Consider the following 18,585-nt stretch of genomic DNA (forward strand, 5'->3'; position numbering starts at 1 on the left):
AATGGTTAAAAAAATTTGGAGCGTTTAAAACTTGGTGAATTGAGCAGGAATGGCCAGTCTTTTTTATAATCCAATCCATACTGGAACAAAGAAATCAGCATACGTGCCGTCAATCCCCAGACCACTTCATTTTCTACCCGCATACTTGGAAAATATAAAGATTGCTGGGCAAAGCGGACTTCATAAGGTGTGGGCGTGGCTTCAAGCAAATGTTGCAATGAGGCAAAGAAAATCCGGTCGATTTCCGTTGGTTGCGGAATCAGCTGCACTTGCGGCGGAATCAGCCCGACAATCGGCTTAACCAGCATGCCATTACGGGCTTTCTGCATGGGCAAGTCCCCCATCAGCTGCACATCAAAGGGATTTAATGCCGTTTCCTCATAGGCTTCTCTTAAAGCCACGACAATATTGCTGGTATCTTGTGGATCGCGCTTGCCACCCGGAAACGAAACCTCTCCGGCATGATTATTCAAATAGGCCGAACGGCGGGTCAGCAATACTTTGGGATCAGCTTCATCGGTGATCGCAATCAACACGGCAGCATGCGCAGATCGAATACGCCTGGAAAAGCGTAATCGTTGCTGCAACTTTTGTGTCAACTCACGCGCATCCATTCTTTCAGCCCTAGCCATGATCATAATTTCATCATAGCTGATTTTTGATTCAGCGGGATAGAAATGATGCCAAATTTTGATTTTTCAGTTATCCTGAGCTTACTTTTATCATTGATGATGAATATGAACTTCTGTGTGAATTGTGGACATAAAACGACCGAAAAAATTCCTTTGGGCGACCAACAAATCCGCAGCGTGTGTAATTCATGTGGCTCTATTCATTATATTAATCCAAAAGTCATTTGTGGCGCGCTGGTACTCTGGGACAATAAAGTCCTGCTGTGCCGCCGCGCCATTGAACCGCGTTACGGTTTATGGACTTTACCTGCCGGCTATATGGAACTGTTTGAAACCATGGAGCAAGGTGCTGCACGGGAAACCCGTGAAGAAGCTGAAGCCGAAGTGGAGATTGAGCAGTTGTACTGTATGTATAACATTCCGCGTATTGGCCAGATTTATGTGCTGTTCAAAGCCAATCTGATTGATGGAAAATTTGGTGCTGGTGAGGAAACCATCGAAGCACGTTTATTCGATGAAGCAGATATTCCGTGGACCGAGCTGGCTTTCCCAAGTGTAGAACATACACTAAGACATTATTTTGCAGACCGTAAAAATAATATTTTCCCGATGCATTTAGAAACCTTAGGTTCGCGTCTGGATCATACCGGTTAAATCCAATAGATTGAGCGCGCATAAAAAAATCCCATACGCAGATGGGATTTTTTTATTTATGGGACATTACGCTTTAGCTTTGACGCGATAACAATCTGCAAGTTTAAACTCAACAGACCCACCGCTTCGTTTGGCCAGACCAATATCGTCAGGCGTTTCATCCTCATTATTATTGTTATAAATTTTCTGGAAACTGGCATAGGTATTGGCCCATTGCACGCCGTCTCCGACCGAATTCAGGAAGGTGACCCGCCCATTCTGACCGGCAGCAGTATCCAGTACATTGGACAAATTCAGCAGAGCACCGCCAATCACAATCGAATCATTTGAATTTGGTGAAGACTGGATGCGTGAATCGACCCCAACCAATGCACCATTCAAATCCCCTAATTTTACATTGGCCAAAATCAGACGCATCGAAACCGATTTATCACGAACAAATGCACGGCCTAAAGTTCCAAGCCGGTATTGCTGTACGCCATTCAATAATAAATTGTTATCAAGCACATCGCCCTCACAGCCTGTTATTGGGTCGGTCGCAAGATTATTCTCAGATTGCATATTGGTTCGCACATCACCATTACTATCAATCACAATCCCCAAAGTGACTGGACTGACCGTCGTATCACTAAACTTAAACTCCAGATTGGCATACATCGGGAAGATATACTTCTCCCCACTGGCTACATTCTGCTCTGTTTTAAATACCGCACGATCCAGATAGCTGATTGGAAAAATTTTATATAAATCAACACTTCCATTATATTGATCACCATCCGCATCCAGACGCCATGCCCCTAAACTGGCTTGATCAGATGCATCCAGCTGTGTTTTCCCAGTGACCATCTTATAAAAAGCTTCTTTACCCGCAATCACATAATCATTCAGCAAACTGCCCCGATACAGTTCAAGTGGCGTAGCGTTATTTGCGACATTTAAACGATAAGGTGCAGTAATCGTTTTGCTGGTAGGATGAATCCATGAACTTTGCGGATCGGCCGTCATTTGTGCAGGTTTCACATTACGAATGAGTTCAGCATTAATTCCACCCAGTGAAGATAGATTTTTTGCGGGCAGTTTTAACTGGCTATCACGCCATTGCAGGCCACTGCCAAAGGTATAACCCTGACGGTCTGTGATTAGCATAAAATGACCAAATAGATGTTTGGTATTCTGATCTTTAATATCACAAGGTGTTTTATTGCATCCCACCAGTCCATCTGAACCCGACTGGATGCTACCAATCACACCGGAGGTTGAAAATAGTGAAAATTCCGGCTGATAAACCGCGGCATTGGCAATGGTTACCAGTTTTTTCACTGTAGCAAAAGCAGCTTCATCAGAAATCTGGTCAACATCGATAAAATCCTTAATTTTTGTGGCGAAGTTAGCATCCGTCAGACTGATATTTCCACTCACTTTAGCCAAGTCTTTACGCATTTCTTCGGTAATATACAAAGGCTGCACATCCGTTGGATTCACAATACGGCCTTCTTGTATCGCCAGAGCTTGCAGAATTTTCACCAGACGCATGGCAACCTGAACTGTAGGATCATTCTGATCTAAGTTATTTACCTGACGTCCAGTAATTCCTTTTGCAATATCGACCACACTTAAACGTGGGAGCTGAGTCTGGGTACTAAAGGTGGCATAATCGCTCAGCTTAAGTTTGCCGAGAGTAATTTTGCTTGAACTAAAACTCTGAATATAAAATTCAACCTCATCCGTCTTTTGACAGGTTCCGGATGCCACGCCAGCATTACTATCAAATAGAGTAATGAAGGTATTTTCTTTATCGCCACTACAATTAAAATTCAAGCCATCCAGCGGATATTCAAGCCCCCATTCCACACAATTATCTGTCCCTGCTGTACAGGTTCCATTGGTCGTGGCTTCATTATTTTTTTCTGGAATCACATTGGCACTCTCCCCACCACATCCTGCGAGTGCAGCCAAAAGTGTAGTTAAAGCAAATGGATATAATATTTTATTTTTCATCTTGTTATACTCGAATAGTCCTTATCGAATGGCGACTAATTTTAGTTGTCCATAATTAGTGAGCATCTTGTCTTCAACATCGATTGCTGAGGCTAAAGGCGTCAATAACACATACTCACTTTGCGCAGGGATCTGAATAATGCCTTCAATACGCTCATGTTGAATAATATTTGCTTGTCCTTCCTGGTTTTTAAAACCACCCGCTCCTTCCAGAACACAGCCTCTATTGTCTAAAAAGACCACAAAAGGCCAATAATAAGTAGGATTTTTTTGGCGTGAAGCATAAGAGTTAATCTGAATATTCTTGATATCAGACTGTAATTGCACGACTTCAAAATCAAACTCATCTGCTTTCAAAGGCGCACGAGGCCATAAATTGACTTCTTTTTTAAGGCTGATCTGTTTGGCTTTTTTGATTTTTTTGTCATTAAAGCACTGTTTTCCCAAACTCTCTCTAGTTTCAGCTTGTGAAATACGGTAATAACTTTGTGCCAGCACCACTGGACCTGTATCCAGTGTAGGCGTTTTAAATAAGGATTTTAATACTGATTGGCCAAGCCCTTTTTCACGCTCAATGGTCTGGATTCGGGTAGAGCCGATATTTTTATCTACCACGCCCTCGGGCATACTGTAGAAACGTTTCCTGCCTTCTAGATTAAATTCTTTATTCTCAAGATATTCACTGTCCACATAGTCCACGCCTTCAATCTGACTGAATCCGGTTTTCTGTAGCATCGGGCTTGAAGCGGGTGTCATGGCCTTAGGCATTTGAGTCAATTGGGTTTCAGATCTTATTAATGGCTTAGATTCTGTCAGTTCTTTCACAATCTGCGGTTGTACTGGTTGTACTGGTTGTACTGGTTGTACTGGTTGTACAACCAGATTATGGTCTGACTTAAGTTCTGCTGGTCTATTTTCTAGGGCTGATACTGTTTCTAAGTTTTGCTTTACAGGAGGTGACTGAACCACTGCAACTGCTATTTTTTTCGATGCTAGAGATTTTTCTTCTGTTTTTTTCTGTGGGTTATGATTACGTGGCACGACTAATGGTCGCCCATCTGGACCAATAATGGTAATAAATTCTCTGGCGCTTGTATAAAAAGATAAGGGTACCAGACTTAATGCCAGTACCACTTTCAATCCAATTTTTTCTGTCTTGATCATTTCTTCCTTACCAACGAGTGCGATAGTTCAAACCTAAAATGGTAATCTTGGTATCTGTTTTCACGTTTAAACCTGCATATGGGTTTAATAACAGGTTATTCACGCCGGTCTGGTTGGCTAAACTACTGGTATTTGCTGGAATTTGATCTTTACTGCGCAAGAAACCAATCGAGAGATCCAAATCAGTATCTGCATCAAAACGATAACCCACACCTAATCCAAATAGCTGTGCACCATTAATAGGAACCATCGTATTGCGCTTATTTTTTGGAATAGCGCTGGTTCGTGGCTCATAACCTGCGCGAAGTTTTAAACGGTCGGTGGCGGAATACTCCATCCCTATTCCGAAATTCCACGGCGATTCGAATCCCATCGGCAAAGCCAACGTGGAATCAGTGACATTAGCAGACAAGATTTTGGCAATTTTTAAGGCTGAAATGGTACGGTCAAACTCGAACTTAAACTCATCCCAAACCTTGTAGTCTGTCCAGCCAATATCAAAATTTACCTGCAAATCTGGCATGACTTTATATTTGATACCTGCCTGAAAATGCGCCGGATATTCAAAATCCATCGACACCAAACCAGACTCACTGGATGGAATATAATTAGGAAACCCAAGAATTGCTGCCAGAATCTGACCCGTCGGTGAAGTCATTAAACCCTTGATCATTTCCTGTGGTGCTTTAGCATTATCAATATGATATTTACCTTTTAAGCGCATTTTTGCCGCACTTTGGTAGACCATACCAAAACTGAAATCTTCGCGTGGCTCCCACAATATCCCGAGGTTATAGCTTGGGCTTAAGTTTTGCTCAAGCTCCAGTTGCATCTGACCAAACTTGCCAAATGGGTTCATTCCCTCATCCGCATTACAGATCCCCAGCAACAGAATATCGGTAATAATGTCGGAGTTTTCTTTAAATGGTGTACAGACAACTTCATCGATCATACGCAACATCCCGATCAGCTCATTCGGGAAACGTAAATCTGTTTTCATCCCAATGGCTTGATAGGACATTCCGACAGAAGCACCAATGGACAGTTGGTCATTGACCTCATAACCAATCGATGGAGACAGGTAAGTAATCCGCTCCAAAGCAACTTGCTGGCCCATAAAGTTTGCCGGATTACCATCTTCATGACCGAAACCAGCGACTAAAGGCGCATATACCGCTGTTGCATAGGTCGCTTTAGAACCAGGCGGGTTATAAGCAATCCCCATGGTGGGCGCAGCCAAAGGGAGACCTTCGCCTAAATCCACCATCTTTTTCAGAAAAGGGACATACAGGCTGACATATTCCACATCACCACTGACCGGCCCTTTAAAATCAGTACATAAATCAGATGAAACTTCCGGTCCATCATTACAGACGATAGGGTCATCAGAATAGCCAAATACGTTATATCCAGCCGGCACTGTAAACTCCCGCTGGATATCAAAATTCGCCACAATAATCTGCTGTTCGGTTTGCAAACCATCAATTTTAGTTAGAGCAGCCGGGTTAAAGTGAATGGCATTGACTCCCGGGGGATCCGCCGTAACTGCATTCCCCATGGACAATGCACGTAAATCAACCGAAAGGTTGGTTCCCAATTGTGCAAAGGTATAACTTGAACAGCCCGCAAGAATAATTCCTGTTAATAACGGGCTAAGTCGAATGTTTTTCATACGACACCCCTATTAACTGATTTTTTTACCAAAACCTAAAATATCAAGCGGGAATGACAACCCCAACGAAACATCAGGCGCATCTTCGGTCAGCCCTAAGCCGACGGTACCATTTACAATCGTTTCTGGAGAGACTCGCACCCCTAATGAAATTGCCAAGGTGGAACTGGTCTGATCCGCGGCAGAGTAGCTTTCTCCTGTGTTATAGCTAAACTCAGCTCCCGTATTAAAGCTTTGCTGATAGGACATGGTCATCGAAACGTCATAGTTAAATGAGTATGCGAAACCGAATGCAACCCCCCCACTAATCCCCGGTTCAAACTCTTCAATAATGCGATAACCGCGACGCTGGTTCAGGCCTGATTCTTTAAAACCATAGTTTGCAGAAACGGAGGCAAACAGCACGACCGGATCGATGTATTTACGTGTACTGGCACCCACTCCTGCTGAGTAATAGCCCTTCCCTGCTGCCAGATCTGTCGCTGCATTGATTTCATAAGGACTGTCGCCCGTTTTTGTTGATAAATTACCAAATAAAATTAAAGGTAAACGGCCAGCTTTTAATGGAAATGGTTCCCAGCGTGCCCCAACACTAATATCACCTAGTCCGGCAGTCGAAGTGTCTTTTAACAAGTCGGTCTTGGCCACTAAAGGCAAGGATGCAGTTAAGGTCAGGTTATCTTTCACCCCATATTGGAATGTGAAAGTATTGGTCAAACTATGCGTGGCATTCTCTTGTACACGAAGTTGATATAGTTGACCCTGAGCCATTTCAATATCAAGTTGAGTGTCACGATAGTAGGTATAATCGATATCGTAATATGATGAAATATCACCTTTTTTAATGAGTGAGTACTGACGTTCATTTGAAGTAAATACTTCTTCCAGATTAGCTGCCTGGGTAGCATCACCTTCCTGTTTCTGTAAAGCTTGGGATGCATCTGCTACTTGTTTAGTCTGAGCCTCTACCGGTGCGGCAGTTTCACTCACTGCTTCTTCAGCTGTTTCATATCCACCGAGTTCCGGCTCTTGTGCAGCCTGTGTTTCCACTTGCTCAGTCTGGGCCTGTACAGGTACAGCAGTTTCAACAATAACTTCCTCATCAACCGTTTCGTATTCACCCAGTGTCGGCTCTTCTGCAGCAAATGCAACGCCCATTACCATTTGAATGCTCAGTGCCAAGAACGTCTTGTTCATCCATTTACTGTTCATATCCATTTCACCATTTTAATTTTTATTACTATTTTTCGTTTTATTTATTCTTGTAATACAATCTCAGGAAATTATATTGATATTCTCCAAATTTTTCTGATTCTATATTACGATTACGGTCCATACGGATCGTCGAGGCTTTATCGGCAATTTTATCCATATAGAACTGTGGATACTGCATGTCGACCAAGGCATAACGATTAATCGTGGCATCTTCCACATGGCGCATGTCGGCTTCTTTCAATGCCAGAAAGTTTTTACGATATTGTTCAGGGACATTAATCAGGAATAATGTATTATTTTCCCAAACATCCTGAAAACGCCGCTCGTCAAAACTGATATTACCGAGTGCTGGATCTGCAACATACACCCGGCCATTTTTATAGCCTTTATAAACTACGAAATGTTTGAATCCGGCATAAGAAATTGGAACAATAGCAGGCTGATCTTGATTAACTAAATCTTTGAACTCTCCTCGATAGCCTCCGCTTTCTAGCCCTAAAGCCGAGACAAAGCGCTTCATATCAAGTAAAGAGAAACTGCGGCGTTCAATAATTTTATCGGTTTCGCCGAATTTCATCAGTCCATTCATGACTTGCTGTTCATCTAGCTGTGTACCGATATAACCATTAAGTAGGGTGGTAAGGGCGGCTGAACCACAACTATAGTCATAGGCTTGACGTACAATGCCCTGAAATTGATCCAGAAGTGCAGGCTTTACTTGTACAGCTTCACGGTGCATACGCACAAAAGAGTCATTTCTTGAATCAAGAACTTCAGTATAGTGAACAGCGCCATTTGGCTGTTTTTTGATATCCAGAGCTTCTTTGGCAGCATAATACATCAATGCCGAGCCCAACGCGATCTCTAACATAATTATTAACTTTTCTTATAATGGGCATGATGTGCCTATTTTTCTTTTTATAGAGCATTCACTCTACTTCCTTGTAACTAGAAAGATACCTTCTTTTTCAAAAAAATACAGCATTTTTTTTATTTTTTGGATAAATGATTCAGTCATAAAAAAAAGCGCGTGTAAACACGCGCTTTTTTTTATGAAGACTAGTGACCAGAAATCGTAATAATTGCACCTGGTACATATACTTGTGGCGCTGGACTATAATAAGTCTGCATTCCTTGAACTTCCATATCACCAATTGATGCTGCGTTACGACTACCTAAGTGAATACCTTGTACATAGTTATCATGCGCACCACTTGTGCTGACAATACGAATGAAGCCATCATTTGCAGCTGACTCACCAAATACACTAATACTTTGATTTAAAGTTAAATCTTTAGAATTAGCATCTGTAAGCTTGATACTCTCGATAAAGATTTCACCCGGACCAGACGTTGTTACACCTGCAGCAACTGTTCCACCAGCTGTTGAATTATCAAGAATACCCAAGTTATTGATTGTCAAACCACCAATCATAGTCGCATTCAACTTGATCATCGCACCTTGAGGTGCTGCACCCAATTGAATATTTGCAGACATAGGACCTGTTTTAAGAGTTAAGCCCGACAAAATGTCATTAACTTTGCCTTGACCACCACGGCGAATAGTATTTGCATTAGCAGCGGGTTCATCACCAGTGGCTTGCACACCAATTTTACCGATATTGATGTCTAAGCCCGAAACTTCAGCTGCAATGTTAATGAACGGATCGCCACCGCCCGCATCTGAATCAATCGTTAAATCTGCTAGGTTACGAGTAGTTAGTAAGTAAGCCCCATTGTCATCATAGTTTGCCCCAATGACAACACCATGGTTTTCATTCTTGTCACCCGCTATACCATTACCATAAATAACAATAGAACCTGCAGTTGTTGTACCCCCCCAACCTGCAGATGCTGGCGTACCTAGTGGGTTTTGTGCTGAAGGTGGTACCGGACCTGTTGCAGTTGATGGCGAAGTATAACCATCTGTATCATGAATGAATAACTTTTCAATTTCAATTTTTGAAATACCGATACCAATACTAATACCGTCTTGACCCGTTGTTTCGCTTAGAGATGCATCATCCATAGCTTGCATCGCCATCGCATTGGCACTAAATGCAACTGAAGTCGCCAGAACTAATTTTGTGAATTTTTTCATTGTTTACTCTCCCAAGAGTAGTATTTTTTTGGTTGTGAATCACTCAATGTTCACGCTGTATTTTTTATTTTCTGACAACGCAAAGCATCTTTCCTTGAGTAATTTGCTTGCAGAACTAAGTTATCTCCGAGCAATCATTTGATCAACTGTTGTTGGTCGCAATCCAATGCTTACCGATAAACGGTATTTGATGATTTAAAAATATTTTCCTGTCTTCTTGATATAAAATAGCGAGTCATATTGAACTCTGCTTAACTGAATGACCGAAGCTCTCTATCATCGCCCCTTAAAATTTAAATCACCTCTGGTTGCAGATGTATTATCCGCATTAAAGACATTGGGGCATCTGGTGTATTTAAATAATAATGGTCAGCCTTTTATTGCCTGCTGTGCTCAAGAATATTTTATTGTGCAGCAATCACATATTCAGTCGTTTCAAAGAGTGGAAATTGAACAATATCAACTCAGATCATCTGAGTTTAGTTTAGAAATTGATGCATTAAGAAATCCTCACAAGACTGGATTTCATGGAGGTTATGTCGGTTTTGTTGGCTATGATTATGCGGCTCAGCAATATATTCAGTATCCGGACCGCTCTCAACCTGGTTTATTTATTGGTCAATTTTCTTCCTATATTAAACCAAGCTCTGAGGGATGGATGTTCTATAGTGATGATCCAGAGGCAGAGCAGATCTTCGATTATATTCAGAACTTACTTAATCAAAATAAAATTCGTCCGACGTTTCAGTTAATAAGCCCTTGTACTTCACGCTGGACCAAAACGGTCTACAGCAAGGCATTTCAGAAAATTCAGGATTATATTATTACAGGTGACTGCTATCAGATTAATCTGACACAAGAATTTAATGGTCGCGCCCAAGGTTCCCTCTTAGCAACCGCCCAAGCCTTCTGGACATTAACCGAAGCGCCTTATGCGGGTTATTTGCGTATTGGTGATTTTGAATTATTAAGCTGCTCACCCGAGTTGTTCATTGATTTTGAAACGAAGCGAAAAATTATTACCAAACCGATTAAAGGCACAATGCCCCGTTTTACTGATCCAGTGCTCGATGAACAATCCAGGCAGACCCTAAAAGCCTCAGAAAAAGATCAGGCAGAAAATGTCATGATTGTGGATTTATTACGTAATGATTTAAGTGTTTATGCCGAAACAGGCTCAGTCAAAACACCGAAATTATTTAGTATTGAAAGTTTCAATCAAGTTCATCATATGGTCAGTGAAGTTGAAGCGACTTTAAAAGCAGATATCAATCCTTTTGAAGTACTCATGTCTGCTCTTCCAGGTGGCTCGATTACAGGCGCACCCAAAATTCGGGCCATGCAGATTATTGAAGAACTTGAGGGTGCACCACGTGGTGCTTACTGTGGTTCTATGGGCTATTTCAATTTCGATGGCACTGGCTCCTGGAATATTCTGATTCGCTCGATTCAAAAGTATCAGGAAGATATTTCTTTATGGGCCGGTGGTGGTATTACCATTTCTTCAGATTGTGATGCGGAATATCAAGAATGCTTTGATAAGGTTTCAGCGATGCTTGATCTGTTAAATACCTGGTATCAGCCTGAATAAATAAAAAGTGAATTTTAAGATGCGCTTTTTACTACAAATCTCCCCCTTGCGCAGCAATGCTTCTCACCTTTAATAAAGATGAGAATGCCTCCCTTTAAAACGGGAGGCTAGAAAGGATTTTAATTACACAAAATCTCATTTTTTAGCGTATCTACTAAACGCTGATTTTGCTCATCTGTACCAATCGTAATACGCAAGAATTGATTAATACGAGGTTTGTTGAAATAACGCACAATAATACCACGCTCACGTAACTCACTCGCGAGTTCACCTGCATCTTTAGATACGAATGTGGCAAAAATAAAGTTTGCACTCGAAGGTAATACCTTAAAACCAAGCTCATTCAGCTGAGCTACCAACTTTTCACGACTGGCAATGACTTTCTGATTTTGTGCCTCAAAGTATTCCTGATCTTCAAAAGAAGCCACCGCTGCCGCAATCGCAAAACGATCCATCGGATAAGAGTTGAAACTGTTTTTGACTGCTTCAAGTGCTGCAATTAAATGTGGCTGAGCAATGGCAAAACCCACACGTAATCCTGCAAGAGAACGCGACTTCGATGCAGTTTGACATACCACTAGGTTTTCGTATTTCTCAATCAGCTTGACTGCCGATTCAGCGCCAAAGTCGACATAGGCTTCATCAATCACCACCACTGAATCTGGATTGGCTTGCAGAATTTCTTCAATCGCAACCAAACCAAGATCAATACTGGTTGGCGCATTCGGATTAGTGATGATAATGCCGCCATTGGCTTGTTTATAATCATCTACCACAATTTCAAAGTCATCATTGAGTGGTAAAATTTTGGTTTTCACCCCAAAGAACTGACTATAAACCGGATAGAAACTATAGGTGATGTCTGGATAAAGCAATGGCTGTTCTTGAACAAAGAATGCTTTAAAAATGTGCGCTAAAACTTCATCCGAACCATTCCCGACAAAAACCGTCTCTACAGGCACATGTTGCTGTTTCGCAATGGCCTGTTTAAGTTCAGATGCATCAGGGTCAGGATAAAGACGCAGCACATCAGCTGAATTGGCCAATACCTGCTGCACTGCCGCAACCACTTTAGGCGATGGCGGATACGGATTTTCATTGGTATTCAGTTTTAAAATATTCTGGATTTTTGGCTGTTCACCCGGCGTATACGGTTCTAATTCACGTACGTCAGGACTCCAAAAACGCATTTGTTCTGTGGTGATATTCATTTTTAAATTCTCAAAGTTCCCTCTCCTAACCTCTCTTACATTCACTTTAAAACAATGCTTAAAGCTCATTCAGAGAGAGGAATATTCATTCTTTATAATATTTCCCCTCTCCTTAGTAGGAGAGAGTTAGAGAGAGGTTTTATATTTTTAATTACTGATAACGATAACGCGCCGATCTCGCATGCGCATCTAGATTTTCCTGCTGTGCCAAAATATCTGCTGTTTTCGCCAAGGTTTTAACACCCTCTTGTGAACACATGATCAGGCTTGATCGCTTCTGGAAATCATAAACCCCCAGCGGTGATGAAAAACGTGCTGTACCTGAAGTTGGCAAGACATGGTTTGGCCCGGCACAATAATCACCAATCGCTTCAGGGGTGTAACGACCCATGAAAATCGCGCCTGCATGGCGAATATCTTCTGCCATCTCTTGTGCTTCATCTAAACATAGCATGAGATGTTCTGGCGCCACTTGGTTAATCAGCTCAGCACCTTCAGCACGGTCTTTTACCAATACCAAAGCACCGCGGTTCTCAATTGAAGTACGTGCAATATCTGCTTTCGGTAATGCTTCTAAGTGTTTTTCAATCCACTTTTCAACAGCATCTAAAAGTGCTTCATCAGGTGTAATGAAAACGGCTTGTGCCACAGTGTCATGTTCAGCCTGTGACAATAAGTCCATCGCCAACCATTCAGCGTTATTCTCGCCTTCGGCATAGACCAGAATCTCAGAAGGGCCTGCAATCATATCGATACCGACCTGACCAAACACCGCACGTTTTGCTGCAGCCACAAACCGGTTACCTGGTCCGGTAATTTTATCGACAGGTGGTACGGTTTCTGTACCATATGCGAGTGCTGCAACGGCTTGTGCACCACCAATCGTAAAGACACGTGTTACGCCAGCCAAATATGCAGCAGCCAATACCAATGGATTGAGTTCACCATTCGGGGCAGGCACCACCATAATAATTTCAGGGACACCCGCCACATGTGCAGGTACGGCATTCATCAGTACTGAGGATGGATAAGATGCCAGACCACCCGGCACATAAATCCCGACACGATCCAGTGGAGTCACTTTCTGACCGAGCGTATTCCCCAAAGCATCGACATAAGTCCAGCCATCTTGTTTTTGGGCCTGGTGAAACTCACGCACACGCGCTGCAGCTAATTCCAGTGCTTCACGAACTTCAGTCGTTAAACCTTCAAAGGCAGCTTTGAGCTGCTCTTGTGTCAGTTCTAGCTCTGAAAATTGATGCGCCGGATGTCGATCGAACTGTTGAGTGAGTTTAAGAACATGTGCATCACCATGCTGACGAACATCAGCAATAATTTGATCTACAGTTTTTAAAAGTTCAGGATCATTCACAGTCTCAAAAGCCAACAAGTCAGCAAATGCTTGCTTGAAGTTTTGATCTTGGGTCGATAAACGTCGCATCAATTTACCCATCAGGTTTGAATTCGAAGGCTTTAGTTTACCTGTTTTCTAGGCTTTTGTCGGCAGACATAGTGCTCTAGCTCTATGAGTTTTATTGAAAATAGCTTTGGGTAAAATTGATGAAAGGATTTAAATAGAATCTGATATATAGAGAAATAAGAAACCGCCCGGATTGGGCGGTTTCTTAAGCAATCAATTTTAAGCCTGTTTTGCCTTTTCGCGTTCTTCGACTGCTTTTTCAAGCTGAGCCAGAATCGGATTTAACAAGGCTTGCTTACGTTTGAAGCTGGCTTTATTGACGATTAAACGTGAAGAGACTTTACAGATTTCTTCAAGTGGCTCTAAACCATTGGCACGTAAGGTATTACCAGTATCGACCACATCGACAATGTAATCGCCCAGACCGACCAATGGTGCAAGTTCCATTGAACCATACAACTTGATCACATCGACTTGCTCACCCAAGCTGGCATAGTATTGCCGGGTTAAATTCACGTACTTGGTCGCAATTTTCAAACGACCTTTAGGACGCTGCATCCCGACTTTACCAGCTGTCATCAATTTACAAACCGCAATTTTCAGGTCTAATGGTTCATAGACATTTTGCGCACCATGTTCCATCAATACATCTTTACCCGCTACACCAATATCGGCTGCACCATTTTCTACATAAGTCGGCACATCAGAAGCACGTAAAATTAAAATACGAACCTGTTTATGCGTAGTGGGGAAAATCAGTTTACGTGATTTATCCGGATCTTCCAGTAAATTAATCCCTGCTGTTTCAAGCAGTGGCAATGTTTCTTTTAAGATACGACCCTTACTTAATGCCAAAGTTAAACCATGATCAAAATTGCCCATTACGTCAAAGTTTGGATCATCGTTTCTCATATCGCTCATTAATTTACTCGCTTAATTTGGGCACCTAAACTTTGTAACTTTGCTTCTACATTTTCATAACCGCGGTCAATGTGATAAATACGGTCAATCAGTGTTTCACCTTCAGCGGCAAGTGCTGCCAGTACCAAAGAGAAAGAAGCACGTAAATCTGTTGCCATTACGGGTGCGGCAGAAAGTTTTTCTACCCCAGTTACGACAGCATCATTACCTTCGACCTGAATGTTTGCCCCCATACGGGCCAACTCAGGAACATGCATAAAACGGTTTTCAAAAATCGTTTCTGAAATTGTCGCAAAGCCTGCAGCAATGGCATTTACAGCCATGATCTGGGCTTGCATATCAGTTGGAAATTCTGGATGTGGCAAGGTCTGGAAGCTTACGGCTTTCGGACGTTTACCCAGCATATCTAACTCAATCCAGTCGTCGCCACGAGTGACTTCTGCGCCCATTTCTTCAAATTTATCCAGCACAGCTTCCATGAGGGATGGATCTGTGTGTGTGGTTTTGATACGACCACCTGTGATTGCAGCCGCCGCCAGATATGAACCCGTTTCAATCCGGTCAGCCACCACTGCATATTCACAGCCATGCAGACTTTCAACACCAGTCACGATTAACGTATCGGTATCCAAACCTTCAATTTTGGCCCCCATCTTGATCAGCATTTGCGCAAGATCAGTGATTTCAGGCTCACGTGCTGCATTGCGAATTGTGGTCACACCATCGGCCAAGACTGCAGCCATCAGAATATTTTCTGTACCACCGACAGTCACCATATCGAAAACGACTTCGCCACCTTTAAGACGGCCATCGACTTTGGCATGCACATAGCCTGCTTCAACTTCAATCTCTGCACCCAAAGCTTCCAACGCTTTTAAATGCTGATCAACAGGACGTGAACCAATTGCACAACCACCCGGCAAAGACACTTTTGCACTGCCATAGCGCGCCAATAAAGGGCCAAGCACTAAAATAGAAGCACGCATGGTTTTCACGAGCTCATATGGTGCAAACTGGTTATCTAATGTCGAGGTATCCGCAGTAACGGTATCACCTTCATAAGTCATGGTGATCCCAAGACCGGCAATTAGCTTCACCAATGTATTCACATCTTTCAGATCAGGAACATTTTTGAGCGTAATTGGCGTATCGGCAAGAATCATTGCTGCTAATAATGGAAGCGCAGCATTCTTAGCACCAGAAATACGCACTTCACCTTCGAGCTTGATACCGCCCTGAATTAAAAATTTATCCATTAATTTATTAAGCTCCAAATAAGCTTGCTTTGCGCCATTCTTCTTTTGTCATTGCTCGAATTGTCACTGCGTGAACTGCACCACTGGCAATATGGGCATTGAGAGGAGCATAAACAGCTTGTTGACGTGCAACTGGACGCTTACCTTCAAATTGATCATCCACAATACGGAGATCAAATTTTCCGCCCTGACCACTCACAGCAACATCCGCCTCGGGAAAAGCGGCTTCTAAAATTTCAGCGAGCTGTTCATTATTCATCACAAGACCTCTTATAGGACTAAGGGTGTAAAACGAGCCATTTTACTATAAATAGCAAAAATAATTCATGGATCCATACATTATATATATAAAAAAAAGAGGCTTTTAAAACCTCTTTTTCATCATTTGTCCTTTACAAAGCCAAAGCATGCTGCTGTAAATGCATTTCCCGATATCGATCGATCTGGCGTTTTAATTTTTCTGTCAGAAGTTTAATGGAAGTATACATATCATCTGCTGTGGCATGGGCAAAAAACTCGATGCCCGGCAATCGGATAATCGCTTCTGCGATATGATTACTACTGCCTTTTCTGGAGCGTTTATCAATTTGATGATCTTTAGAGAGTTTCACTTGCATACTATTCACCTGATCAAGATGCTTGGTCATTTGTGAAAATTTGGTTTTTATACGTTCTTCAATTGCTGGCGTAATAGATAAATGATGTCCACGAATTGTTATTTGCATAGTTCTATCCCTCACCTTCGTTAGGATTAGAAGAGTCACAATATAAAATAATTTAAATACAGCAACTTATAACTCAAAAATCGTATTTTAAGCACTGATTCAAATCATTTTCACTGTTCCTCAAAAGAAAAAAGATTCATTATGCTGTCATAATGAATCTTTAGAATAGCCAGATTTTAAATTTTAGATCAAGACCTTTCGCTCAGAAGATGAAGGAATATGTAACGATTCACGATATTTCGCCACCGTCCGTCTTGCTACATCAATCCCTTCATTTTTCAATATATTGGCGATTGCATTATCAGACAAAGGCTTACGGGCATTTTCTTCAGAAACCAGTTTTTTGATCTTGGCACGAATGGCAGTAGATGAAGCCTCTCCACCTGAAGTCGTGCCCACATGACTCGAGAAGAAATATTTTAATTCAAATAAGCCGCGCGGCGTCAGCATATATTTATTGGTGGTCACACGAGATACGGTCGATTCATGCAATTCTACTTCTTCGGCAATATCTCTTAAAACCAAAGGTTTCATCCCTTCAGCGCCAATTTCCAAGAACATTTTCTGATGTTCGACAATACAGGTTGCCACTTTTAATAATGTTTTATGCCGCTCATCAACGCTTTTAATGAAATTTTTTGCTTCTAGCATCTGGTTACGTAAATATTGATTATCGTCACTTTGATCTGCACGACGAATCATTTTGGCATAGAAAGGATTGACGCGTAATTTTGGCAGTACATCCGGATTTAAATTGACATGCCAAGCGTTATTCTTTTTCATGACCACAACATCTGGCACCTGATAATCCGATTCTTTATTTTCAAATTCCAAGCCCGGGTGAGGTTTCAGAGTTTTTAATAAATCTACCGCACAGCGTAACTGCTCTGGATTTAGCCCGGTTTGTTTAATTAATTTTGGCAGTTCATTACTAATCAGTAATTCATAATGTTGTAGAAGCTTGATTGCATCATTTCGGCAAGGCGTTGAGGCAGGTAAATGATCAAGCTGAACCAACAGACATTCTGCCAAACTTCTAGACCCTACACCCACCGGATCTAAACGCTGAATATGCTTTAATACGACCGCAACTTCATCATCTTCAATTTCCTCCTCACTCCCCATCAAGGATAGAAGATGTTGTACCGATGCAGTAATTTCAGTCAGCTCAGTATCTAAAAAGCCTTTGTCATCCAGGGAATCGACAATGCAATAAGCGATTAATTTATCAACCTGTGAAAAATTTAACAGGTTAATTTGCTCAAGCATATATTCCTGTAAGCTCTGATGCCCTTGACGATTGTCTTCGCGCTCTTCGAATTCAGCCGCACCTAAGCTGGTAGGTTGATGAGTATAGACATCATCCCAATCGGTATCTACAGGTAGGTCATCGGGAAGGTGATCCACATTGAGTTCATTAGTTAGATCTTTGTGTTCATTATTTGATTCAAGTGTCGATAAGCGTTCAAGGGTAATCTGTTCTTCAACTTTTTCTAATAGAGGGTTACTATCAAGTTGCAGTTGAACTTCTTGTTCCAGTTCCAGACTCGATAATTGTAATAGCCGAATTGCTTGCTGCAATTGTGGAGTTAATGACAGCGAGTTCGCAATTTTTAAGCCCACTGATAATCTCATTATAACCCCCTTAATTAAAAATCTTGTTCTATAAGCAATTTTTATGCCGTTTTAATTTTTATAACACAGTTTTACCAAAAAACATACGAACTGGCTTTCAAATTCTTATATTTCCCAAATTAATAATTCTCAAATATTTGATTTACAAGAACAAAAAATACCCATTAACGATTTCGCTAAGGGGTATTTTGAGTAAATTCAGAATATTATTTTTACTTTTTAATTTTGCTATAAATTCCGCGCACAAAAAAACACCCCCTGCTTATGCAGGGGGTGTTTCGAATAATGAGCTGGCGATGACTTACTCTCACATGGGTAACCCCACACTACCATCAGCGCAAAGAGGTTTCACTTCTGAGTTCGGGAAGGGATCAGGTGGTTCACTCTTGCT

At 41.8% G+C, this 18,585-nt stretch carries 16 protein-coding genes and 1 rRNA gene; 2 read left to right on the top strand and 15 right to left on the bottom strand.

What is annotated here, in order from left to right:
- Positions 1 to 5: 5 nt before the first annotated feature.
- On the bottom strand, positions 6 to 614 hold the full coding sequence (locus FTU42_RS10165) for a CoA pyrophosphatase (protein WP_005095870.1): 609 nt from the start codon (positions 612 to 614) through the stop codon (positions 6 to 8).
- A gap of 123 nt (positions 615 to 737) precedes the next feature.
- Between FTU42_RS10165 and FTU42_RS10170 the strand changes: the two genes are divergently transcribed.
- The gene (locus FTU42_RS10170) at positions 738 to 1,286 is read left to right on the top strand and encodes an NUDIX hydrolase (protein ID WP_167381261.1); all 549 of its coding nucleotides are present in this window, start codon (positions 738 to 740) and stop codon (positions 1,284 to 1,286) included.
- A 66-nt stretch (positions 1,287 to 1,352) separates the two neighbouring features.
- Here FTU42_RS10170 and FTU42_RS10175 read toward each other — a convergent pair whose 3' ends face one another.
- From FTU42_RS10175 to FTU42_RS10200, 6 genes are all read right to left on the bottom strand, one after another.
- Positions 1,353 to 3,284, bottom strand: coding sequence for a hypothetical protein (locus FTU42_RS10175; RefSeq protein ID WP_159138550.1), 1,932 nt, complete (start codon positions 3,282 to 3,284; stop codon positions 1,353 to 1,355).
- 21 nt (positions 3,285 to 3,305) lie between these two features.
- Positions 3,306 to 4,448: a putative pilus assembly protein FilE gene (gene filE, locus FTU42_RS10180; RefSeq protein ID WP_180083332.1), complete on the bottom strand. Its 1,143-nt coding sequence runs from the start codon at positions 4,446 to 4,448 to the stop codon at positions 3,306 to 3,308.
- Positions 4,449 to 4,455: 7 nt separating this feature from the next.
- A complete protein-coding gene (locus FTU42_RS10185; RefSeq protein ID WP_005095864.1) occupies positions 4,456 to 6,120 on the bottom strand; it encodes an OmpP1/FadL family transporter in 1,665 nt (554 codons plus the stop codon).
- Between the two features lie 12 nt (positions 6,121 to 6,132).
- Positions 6,133 to 7,338: a hypothetical protein gene (locus FTU42_RS10190; RefSeq protein ID WP_159138548.1), complete on the bottom strand. Its 1,206-nt coding sequence runs from the start codon at positions 7,336 to 7,338 to the stop codon at positions 6,133 to 6,135.
- Between the two features lie 34 nt (positions 7,339 to 7,372).
- The gene (locus FTU42_RS10195; RefSeq protein ID WP_005095859.1) at positions 7,373 to 8,206 is read right to left on the bottom strand and encodes a C39 family peptidase; all 834 of its coding nucleotides are present in this window, start codon (positions 8,204 to 8,206) and stop codon (positions 7,373 to 7,375) included.
- Positions 8,207 to 8,394: 188 nt separating this feature from the next.
- Positions 8,395 to 9,435, bottom strand: coding sequence for a DUF6160 family protein (locus FTU42_RS10200; protein ID WP_159138547.1), 1,041 nt, complete (start codon positions 9,433 to 9,435; stop codon positions 8,395 to 8,397).
- A 259-nt stretch (positions 9,436 to 9,694) separates the two neighbouring features.
- On the opposite strand from FTU42_RS10200, the gene FTU42_RS10205 reads away from it, so the two are divergent.
- Positions 9,695 to 11,026, top strand: a complete 1,332-nt coding sequence (locus FTU42_RS10205) for an anthranilate synthase component I family protein (protein ID WP_180075252.1) — start codon at positions 9,695 to 9,697, stop codon at positions 11,024 to 11,026.
- Positions 11,027 to 11,145: 119 nt separating this feature from the next.
- Here the strand turns inward: FTU42_RS10205 and hisC are convergent, their stop codons facing one another.
- The 8 genes from hisC to rrf all read right to left on the bottom strand — a co-directional run.
- Positions 11,146 to 12,237: a histidinol-phosphate transaminase gene (gene hisC / locus FTU42_RS10210; RefSeq protein WP_159138545.1), complete on the bottom strand. Its 1,092-nt coding sequence runs from the start codon at positions 12,235 to 12,237 to the stop codon at positions 11,146 to 11,148.
- A 151-nt stretch (positions 12,238 to 12,388) separates the two neighbouring features.
- Complete coding sequence (gene hisD, locus FTU42_RS10215; protein ID WP_081273097.1) at positions 12,389 to 13,690, bottom strand: histidinol dehydrogenase; 1,302 nt, start codon at positions 13,688 to 13,690, stop codon at positions 12,389 to 12,391.
- A gap of 186 nt (positions 13,691 to 13,876) precedes the next feature.
- A complete protein-coding gene (hisG, locus tag FTU42_RS10220; RefSeq protein WP_004646025.1) occupies positions 13,877 to 14,578 on the bottom strand; it encodes an ATP phosphoribosyltransferase in 702 nt (233 codons plus the stop codon).
- Positions 14,578 to 15,834 (bottom strand): UDP-N-acetylglucosamine 1-carboxyvinyltransferase, encoded by a 1,257-nt coding sequence (gene murA / locus FTU42_RS10225; RefSeq protein ID WP_005172524.1) that lies wholly within the window; start codon positions 15,832 to 15,834, stop codon positions 14,578 to 14,580. Before murA ends, hisG begins: the two co-directional genes overlap by 1 nt.
- A gap of 7 nt (positions 15,835 to 15,841) precedes the next feature.
- Positions 15,842 to 16,093, bottom strand: a complete 252-nt coding sequence (gene ibaG / locus FTU42_RS10230; protein ID WP_004730742.1) for a BolA family iron metabolism protein IbaG — start codon at positions 16,091 to 16,093, stop codon at positions 15,842 to 15,844.
- A 133-nt stretch (positions 16,094 to 16,226) separates the two neighbouring features.
- Positions 16,227 to 16,559: a ribosome hibernation-promoting factor, HPF/YfiA family gene (gene hpf, locus FTU42_RS10235; RefSeq protein ID WP_100328970.1), complete on the bottom strand. Its 333-nt coding sequence runs from the start codon at positions 16,557 to 16,559 to the stop codon at positions 16,227 to 16,229.
- A 183-nt stretch (positions 16,560 to 16,742) separates the two neighbouring features.
- Positions 16,743 to 18,194: an RNA polymerase factor sigma-54 gene (locus FTU42_RS10240; RefSeq protein ID WP_180083333.1), complete on the bottom strand. Its 1,452-nt coding sequence runs from the start codon at positions 18,192 to 18,194 to the stop codon at positions 16,743 to 16,745.
- A 288-nt stretch (positions 18,195 to 18,482) separates the two neighbouring features.
- Positions 18,483 to 18,585: ribosomal RNA gene (gene rrf, locus FTU42_RS10245) — 5S ribosomal RNA — on the bottom strand; the annotation flags it as partial.

It is taken from the genome of Acinetobacter sp. YH12102 (assembly GCF_013419125.1).
Taxonomy (GTDB): domain Bacteria; phylum Pseudomonadota; class Gammaproteobacteria; order Pseudomonadales; family Moraxellaceae; genus Acinetobacter; species Acinetobacter pseudolwoffii.